Below are 7,643 nucleotides of genomic sequence, written 5' to 3' on the forward strand. Positions count from 1 at the left end.
GCATCGAGGTCCTCGAGTCCAGCGGCAACCCGGTGTTCGACCAGTCGGTGGTGAATGCGATCTACGATGCCTCACCACTGCCAGTGCCGGATGGCGCAGACTTCGAGCCATTTCGCGATTTCAATCTGGTGCTGCGGCCCTGACGAGCACCTAACTGATGAGCACCTAACTGACGAGCACCTATTGGTGCCACGACGGGACCGCGGTGGCGCTTGCAGGGATTCCGGTCCACCCGGAGCTGGCAGTAATGGATCATTGACCGGTGCGCTCGGGTGCTGGACCTCTGTGCTGGCCAATCTGGTGCAGAGGCGTGCACCAAAGCCATGTCGACTGCTCGCGTTTGGTGCACGGCTGCTCGATGCCTCCGCGGCTGAGCCGCTCTTTCCTCAGCTAATCAGTCGGTTAATTTCCTGGTCTGGCTTTTGCTTAGAGTCGCCGGGCGGCGGTTCAGGCCGACCACTGATGTTCCAAGACTCACCACGACTAGGAGACACTGGATGATTTCGATTCCGTCTTTCAGACCCCTGCTGCTCAGTGCCGGCGTTGCGCTGGGCCTGACCGCATCGCTATCTGGATTCGCCGAAGACGCTGCGCCCGCATCGGATCAGGCCGACGACGAGACCATTAAGGTCGGTGTGCTGCACTCGCTCTCCGGGACCATGGCCATCAGCGAGACGACGCTGAAGGATACGGTGTTGATGCTGATCGAGGAGCAGAACGAGAAGGGCGGGGTGCTCGGCAAGCAGCTCGAGGCGGTGGTGGTCGATCCGGCCTCGGACTGGCCGCTGTTCGCCGAGAAGGCGCGCGGGCTGCTCGAGCAAGACAAGGTCGCGGCCGTGTTTGGCTGCTGGACCTCGGTCTCGCGCAAGTCGGTGCTTCCGGTATTCGAAGAGCTGAACGGCCTGCTGTTCTATCCGGTGCAGTATGAGGGCGAGGAGTCGTCGAAGAACGTCTTCTACACCGGCGCGGCGCCGAATCAGCAGGCGATCCCGGCGGTCGACTATCTGAAGGACGAGCTCGGCGTGGAGCGCTGGGTGCTGGCCGGGACCGATTATGTGTATCCACGCACCACGAATAAGATCCTCGAGGCCTACCTGAAGCAGAACGGCGTCGCGGAAGAGGACATCATGATCAACTACACGCCGTTCGGGCATTCCGATTGGCAGTCGATCGTCGCTGACATCAAGAAGTTCGGCTCTGAGGGCAAGAAGACGGCGGTGGTCTCCACCATCAACGGCGATGCCAACGTGCCTTTCTATAAGGAGCTGGGCAATCAGGGCATCTCGGCCGAGGACATCCCGGTCATCGCCTTCTCGGTTGGCGAGGAGGAGCTCTCCGGCATCGACACCGGTCCGCTGGTCGGCCATCTGGCGGCTTGGAACTACTTCATGAGTGTGCCAACCGATGAGAACGATGCCTTCATCGAGACCTGGCATGCGTTCATCGAAGACCCGGACCGGGTCACCAATGATCCGATGGAGGCGCACAAGATCGGCTTCGATCTCTGGGTGCAGGCGGTCGAGAAGGCCGGTACCACCGATACCGACGCGGTCGAAGACGCCATCGTCGGTCTGACCACCAGCAATCTCAGCGGTGGGACTGCTAAGATGCTGCCCAATCATCACATCACCAAGCCGGTGCTGATCGGCGAGATCCAGGATGATGGCCAGTTCGCGATCGTCTACCAGACCGAGGAAGAGGTGCCCGGTGATGCCTGGTCCGACTATCTGGAAGGCTCCAAGGATCTGATCGCTGATTGGACTGACCCGATCAACTGCGGCAATTACAATACCGAGACCAAGAAGTGCCTCGGCGCTGACAAGCCGGCCGAGTAGTCGCTGAGTGCGGCGCTGAGCTGAGGCCGACCTCACGCCAGGGACGGCGGTGGCTTGGCTTTCAGGTCTCCGTTTGACTGTCCATCCATCCCTAACGTCCATCCCTCTGGTTTCGCGCGGTCGATAAAGGTTATGTCTAGGTTCGGCTTTGGCGGCGGCGGTTCCGCGGGCGTGATGGTGCTCGGCCTGTTGCTATGGCTAGGCATGGCGACGAGCCAGGCGACTGGCCTCGAGGCAACCGAGCTGACGTCAAGTGTGGCTAGCGCGGACGCAGCCAGCCCTCTTGATCAAGCCCCAGACAGCTCAGTATCAGGGTCTTCGACTCAGATTGGAGCCGAGCCTTCCGACCAAGTCCCAAGTCGCTCAGCACCAAACTCTGCAACCCAGATTGCAGCCGATGCAGCAACCGACCCTGCGCTTGCTGCTGAAATTGAAGCTGAAACCGATCCAGCCGCTGCCTTCGACGCGCAGGTTTCGAAGTTGACGGACAGCTCTTTCAAGGTCAAGGAGGCCGCGGCTGAGGCAATCGCTGAGACCGGTGATCCGCGCGCGATCCCGCTGCTGAAGGCCTTGCTTGCCGGCGACCTCTATTACCGCAAGGACGATGATCGCATCGTCTATGTCGCACCGGCGGGCGGCGGCTGGATGCTCACCGATGCGCTCAGTGGCGATGACCTCGGAGAGGTCGGCCGTCGCGATGTGCGCAAGATTACCGTCAATAATCGGATGCGCACTGGGCTTCGCGCCTCGATCGCGGCGCTCACCTTGGCGAGTCCCGATCCGGCGCTGCGCTTGAAGGCCGCGCGCGAAATGATCGGCAGTGATGATCCGGCGGTGATCAGTGCCGTCCGCATGCAGTTGGCCGTTGAGGACGACAAGGAGGTGGCCGAGGCGCTCGCCTTGGTGGCTGCCATCGCCGACCTTAGGCAGCCGGATGCCGCTAGCCGCGTGGCGGCGATCAAGGTGCTCGAGGGCAATCTCTATCCAGAAGCACGCAATGCGTTGAGTGCGCTGCTCGCGTCAGAGCAAGATCCGGAGGTGCTCGCAGCCACCAAGGCGGCGCTGGATGCGATCGATCGCAAACGTCAGCTCAACAGCAGCATCGAGACCCTGTTCTTTGGCCTGAGCCTCGGCTCCGTGCTGGTGCTGGCGGCGATCGGGCTGGCGATCACCTTTGGCGTCATGGGCGTGATCAACATGGCCCATGGCGAGCTGATCATGATCGGCGCCTATACCACCTATCTGGTGCAACAGGCGATGCCGGGGCTGACCGACTGGTCGCTGTTGGTGGCGGTGCCGGCGGCCTTCCTGGTCTCCGGCGCCTTCGGTGTGGCCATCGAGCGCACCGTGATCCGCTTCCTCTACGGTCGCCCGTTGGAAACCCTGCTCGCCACCTTTGGTATCAGCCTGATCCTCCAGCAGCTGGTGCGCACGACCATCTCGGCGCAGAACGTGGTGGTGCAGAATCCGAGCTGGATGAGCGGATCGCTGCAGCTCAATCCAGGGCTGGCGCTGACCTATAACCGGCTCTACATCCTGCTCTTCGCGCTGATCGTCTTCGCGCTGCTGTTGCTGGTGCTCAAACGCACCGCGCTTGGGCTGCAGGTGCGGGCGGTGTCGCAGAATCGGGCCATGGCGCGCGCGATGGGCGTGCGCTCGGCGCGCGTCGATGCGCTGACCTTCGGGCTGGGCGCCGGTATCGCCGGGGTTGCGGGCGTGGCGCTGTCGCAGCTCACCAACGTCGGCCCCAACATGGGGCAGGCCTACATCATCGACTCCTTCATGGTCGTGGTCTTCGGTGGCGTTGGCAATCTCTGGGGCACCCTGGTGGCCGGCATGACGCTCGGGGTCGCGAACAAGCTCATGGAGCCCTGGGCCGGGGCCGTGCTCGCCAAGATCCTGGTGCTGGTGTTCATCATTCTGTTCATCCAGAAGCGCCCGCGCGGACTCTTCCCGCAGCGTGGCCGTGCCGCGGCTGATTAGGAACCGAGAATCTTCAACATGGGCCTCTTGCAACCACTTAAGGGCGATACCGGCGGCCAGATCATGCTGGCGGTGCTGGCGCTGATCGCCATCCTGGTGCCGATCCTGAACCTGCTGGTGCCGGAGGGGAATCCGCTGCATGTCAGCACCTTCACGGTGACCCTGCTCGGCAAGTATCTGACCTATGCGCTGCTCGCTGTGGCGGTCGATCTGGTCTGGGGCTATCTGGGTATCCTGAGCCTGGGCCACGGCGCCTTCTTCGCCCTCGGTGGCTATGCGATGGGCATGTACCTGATGCGTCAGATCGGCGATCGCGGGGTCTACGGCGATCCGGTGCTGCCAGATTTCATGGTCTTCCTCGACTGGCAGCAGCTACCCTGGTTCTGGCAGGGCTTCGATCAGTTCTGGTACGCGGCGCTGATGATCCTGCTCGTGCCCGGGCTGCTCGCGTTCGTCTTCGGCTGGCTGGCGTTCCGCTCGCGCGTGACCGGCGTCTATCTCTCGATCATCACTCAGGCCCTGACCTATGCGCTGATGCTGGCCTTCTTCCGCAACGAGATGGGCTTCGGCGGTAACAACGGGCTCACTGACTTCAAGGATCTGCTCGGCTTCGATCTGCAGGCGGATGGCACCCGCATCGGGCTGTTCCTCGCCTCGACCCTGGCGCTGGCGCTCGGCTACTGGGCCTGCCGATGGATCGTGACCTCGAAGCTCGGCCGCGTCGCCGTCGCGGTGCGCGATGCCGAGTCGCGGGTGCGCTTCATCGGTTATCGCGTCGACCGGGTCAAGCTGGCGATCTGGACCTTCTCGGCGGTCTTGGCAGGCATCGCGGGCGCGCTCTACGTCCCCCAGGTCGGCATCATCAATCCCGGCGAGTTCTCGCCGCTGAATTCGATTGAGCTGGTGGTCTGGGTTGCGATTGGTGGCCGAGCGACCCTCTATGGTGCGGTGATCGGCGCGGTGTTGGTGAACTACGGCAAGACCGTCTTTACCGGCGCCTTCCCGGAGGCCTGGCTGTTCGTGCTCGGCGGACTCTTCGTGCTGGTCACGGTGTTCCTGCCGGCGGGCATTGCCGGGCTTCTGAAGGGCTTGAGACGCCGGCGCGCCGAGCCCGAGGCCGCGCAGGAGGCGAGTGCATGAGTCCGACGAGCGAGACGCGCCCGAGCGATGATGTGGATTCGTTCACCGAGTCCGACTCAAGCTCCGCAGTGCGCCCGCGCGCCGATTCGGGCCGCGGGTCGAGCCGCGACTTACTGCGCAGCGATCGCACCTTCGACTTCAGCGGTCCCAAGCAGGTGTGGCAAGGCTTTGGACAGGACCTCAAGGAGATCACACGCCGCGACCGGCAATTCGACTTCATGATCCGGGCGAAGGACCTGGAGCTCGATGTCAGTCACGGCCCGATCCTGTATCTGGAAGGCCTCAACGTCAGCTTCGACGGCTTCAAGGCCATCAATGAGCTCAACCTGTATGTCGATGCCGGCGAGCTGCGCTGCGTGATCGGGCCGAACGGTGCCGGCAAGACGACGATGATGGACATCATCACCGGCAAGACCCGGCCGGATTCTGGCACCGCCTTCTTCGGCCAGAAGATCGACCTGCTCAAGCTGACCGAGCCCGAGATCGCTGAAGTCGGCGTCGGGCGCAAGTTCCAGAAGCCAACCGTGTTCGAGCATCATCGCGTGCTCGACAATCTGGAGCTGGCGATGGCCGCCGATAAGCGCGTGTTCCCGACGCTGTTCGCTCGGCTGAGCGGTGCTCAACGCGATCGCATCGACGAGGTGCTTGGCATCATCGGCTTGCAGGAGCACGCCCAGCGCGAGGCCGGCGCCCTCTCGCATGGCCAGAAGCAGTGGCTCGAGATCGGCATGCTGCTGATGCAGGACCCGCACCTGCTACTGGTCGACGAGCCGGTCGCCGGCATGACCCATCAAGAGATGGAACGGACGGCCGAGCTACTGACCTCGCTCGCCGGCAAGCACACCGTGGTCGTTGTCGAGCACGACATGGACTTCGTGCGTTCGATCGCCAAGCGCGTCACCGTGCTCCATCAAGGCTCGGTGCTCGCGGAAGGCAGCATGGACGAGGTACAGAACGACCCGCGCGTGGTCGAGGTCTACCTCGGAGAGTGAGCGGTGCGGTCTACGGCGGTGTCAGCGGCGCGACTGGTGGTGCCGAATCGTCGATGTCGGCCTCGCTCATAACAACCCGAACCAAAACGCGCAGCCACCCGCAATGAAGTGGAAGAGGGTGACGCCGGCAAGATTGGGGTTTCGCAGATAGAAGAGCCCAAAAACCACGCTGCTGATCATGGTCAGCATCACCGCGGCGAAACCGAAATGCAGGTGAAACAACCCGAACAGCGAGGATGTGAGCAGGACGGATTTGAAGCCTCTGCGATCCTCGAGGAAGCGCTGAAAGGTGGTTTGCAGGAAGCCACGCGCGACCAGCTCTTGGACAAAGCTGTGAACGAGATAGCCAAGGGTTGGCAACAGCTCGAATTGGCCCGGTTTGCCCGGCAGCGCCTCGAAATGGTGCAAGGTCAGCGCAAACCCTGCGACCAGCCCGGCAAAGAGCAATGAAGCGAGCGCCCCTTCTTTGAGCGAGCGGCCAAGCCCGTCCGTGCTCAAGCCGAGATCTTGCCTGGTCAAGCCCATCAAACGGATGATCACCAGCGCGGGCACGAATTGGACGACCAGATAGCCCCAGGTGAATGCCGGCGTGTAGACATCGACATCGACAATGGAGCGGGCGATGAGATTGTTGACGATGGTGCCGATCGACATGACGCCGAGCGCATAGAGAAAGAATCGGCCGAACAACTGTCGGGTTCGGACCTCATCCAAGTTCTCTTGGAGCAGCCGCACCCGCTCGCTGACATCCGCGATCGACGCGACGACGCCAACCGGCTCGCCCGTCTCGCCAGCGAGCAGGTTGGTGCGCACAACCCAGTGCAGGACCGCGCTGTCGTCGCTGGCGATTTGGATCTCGGCGGTGTGGGGTGTCGCGGGATCGTAGATCGCGTCAAGCACGCAGTCGTTCATCCTCTCCAGCTCGGGGCGGTCGATGAAGGTCTCCGCGAAGCTCTGTCCGAGCACCTCCTCCGTCTTCACCCTGAGCAGCGCCTCCGCGGCAGGGTTCAGCATAAGGATGGTGCCCCTGCGATCGATCGACAGGACGGCATCGCGCATGCTCTCGATGGTTTCGCGAGCCAGTAAATCGGAAGCCTGGGTATCGTCGTTCATCGGAGATTAGCGCGCGTCGGCAGGGGGGTAGGATTGTAGTGTCCCACCGCGTGACCTGATCGGACAAGTTGCTCAAGGTTGGCGCAGGCGCTAGAGTCGGCGTTGAGAGGCGGTGGCCTCGCCTCATTCAATCGCCGCACAGTGGACGACGACAGGCGATGATCGACAATCGATATGCTCGGGTGAATCCGCTCAGTGATGCCGGTCTTTGAGTCCGCGGCGAGTGCCGACCCGCGCCCCCATGTGCTCATCGTCTATACCGACGCAGGTGGTGGACACCGCGCAAGCGCAGAAGCGATGCGTGACATCCTCAAGACGGATGGCCGCTACCGCGTCACGCTGGTCAACCCTTACCGGCAGGTGCTCGCCCACCTCGATCCGTTCACTCGGCTGACCGGACGCAACGTCGAAGCCACCTACAACGAGTTGGTCCTCGACGGCGGCCGAACGGGATTTTTCTGCCGCGGCTTCTTTATCTTGTCATTCGTGATGGTGGCCTTCCTGCGGCGTGCGGGGCGGCAGGCGTTCGCCAAGCTCCTGTTGGACATGCGACCCGATTTGGTCGTCTCGATGCTGCCGG

The 7,643-nt window shown here is 62.8% G+C and carries 6 protein-coding genes and 1 pseudogene; 6 read left to right on the forward strand and 1 reads right to left on the reverse strand.

Features of this window, described 5'->3' with window-relative positions; all coding sequences use genetic code 11:
- The first annotated feature begins 2 nt into the window (after positions 1–2).
- The 5 genes from ACY693_RS11230 (at position 3) to urtD (ending at position 5,950) form a co-directional block, all read left to right on the forward strand.
- A complete protein-coding gene (locus tag ACY693_RS11230) occupies positions 3–143 on the forward strand; it encodes a cell envelope integrity TolA family protein (RefSeq protein ID WP_462321919.1) in 141 nt (46 codons plus the stop codon).
- A gap of 354 nt (positions 144–497) precedes the next feature.
- The gene (gene urtA, locus ACY693_RS11235; RefSeq protein ID WP_462321915.1) at positions 498–1,835 is read left to right on the forward strand and encodes an urea ABC transporter substrate-binding protein; all 1,338 of its coding nucleotides are present in this window, start codon (positions 498–500) and stop codon (positions 1,833–1,835) included.
- Between the two features lie 480 nt (positions 1,836–2,315).
- Positions 2,316–3,818, forward strand: a complete 1,503-nt coding sequence (gene urtB / locus ACY693_RS11240; protein WP_462321916.1) for an urea ABC transporter permease subunit UrtB — start codon at positions 2,316–2,318, stop codon at positions 3,816–3,818.
- Positions 3,819–3,836: 18 nt separating this feature from the next.
- The gene (gene urtC, locus ACY693_RS11245) at positions 3,837–4,958 is read left to right on the forward strand and encodes an urea ABC transporter permease subunit UrtC (protein WP_462321917.1); all 1,122 of its coding nucleotides are present in this window, start codon (positions 3,837–3,839) and stop codon (positions 4,956–4,958) included.
- A 218-nt stretch (positions 4,959–5,176) separates the two neighbouring features.
- Positions 5,177–5,950 (forward strand): urea ABC transporter ATP-binding protein UrtD, encoded by a 774-nt coding sequence (urtD, locus tag ACY693_RS11250; RefSeq protein WP_462321920.1) that lies wholly within the window; start codon positions 5,177–5,179, stop codon positions 5,948–5,950.
- A 66-nt stretch (positions 5,951–6,016) separates the two neighbouring features.
- Here urtD and ACY693_RS11255 read toward each other — a convergent pair whose 3' ends face one another.
- Positions 6,017–7,063 (reverse strand): CPBP family intramembrane glutamic endopeptidase, encoded by a 1,047-nt coding sequence (locus ACY693_RS11255; RefSeq protein WP_462321918.1) that lies wholly within the window; start codon positions 7,061–7,063, stop codon positions 6,017–6,019.
- A gap of 198 nt (positions 7,064–7,261) precedes the next feature.
- On the opposite strand from ACY693_RS11255, the pseudogene ACY693_RS11260 reads away from it, so the two are divergent.
- Positions 7,262–7,643: pseudogene (locus ACY693_RS11260) on the forward strand (hypothetical protein); the annotation flags it as partial.

The organism is Halochromatium sp. (assembly GCF_054919635.1).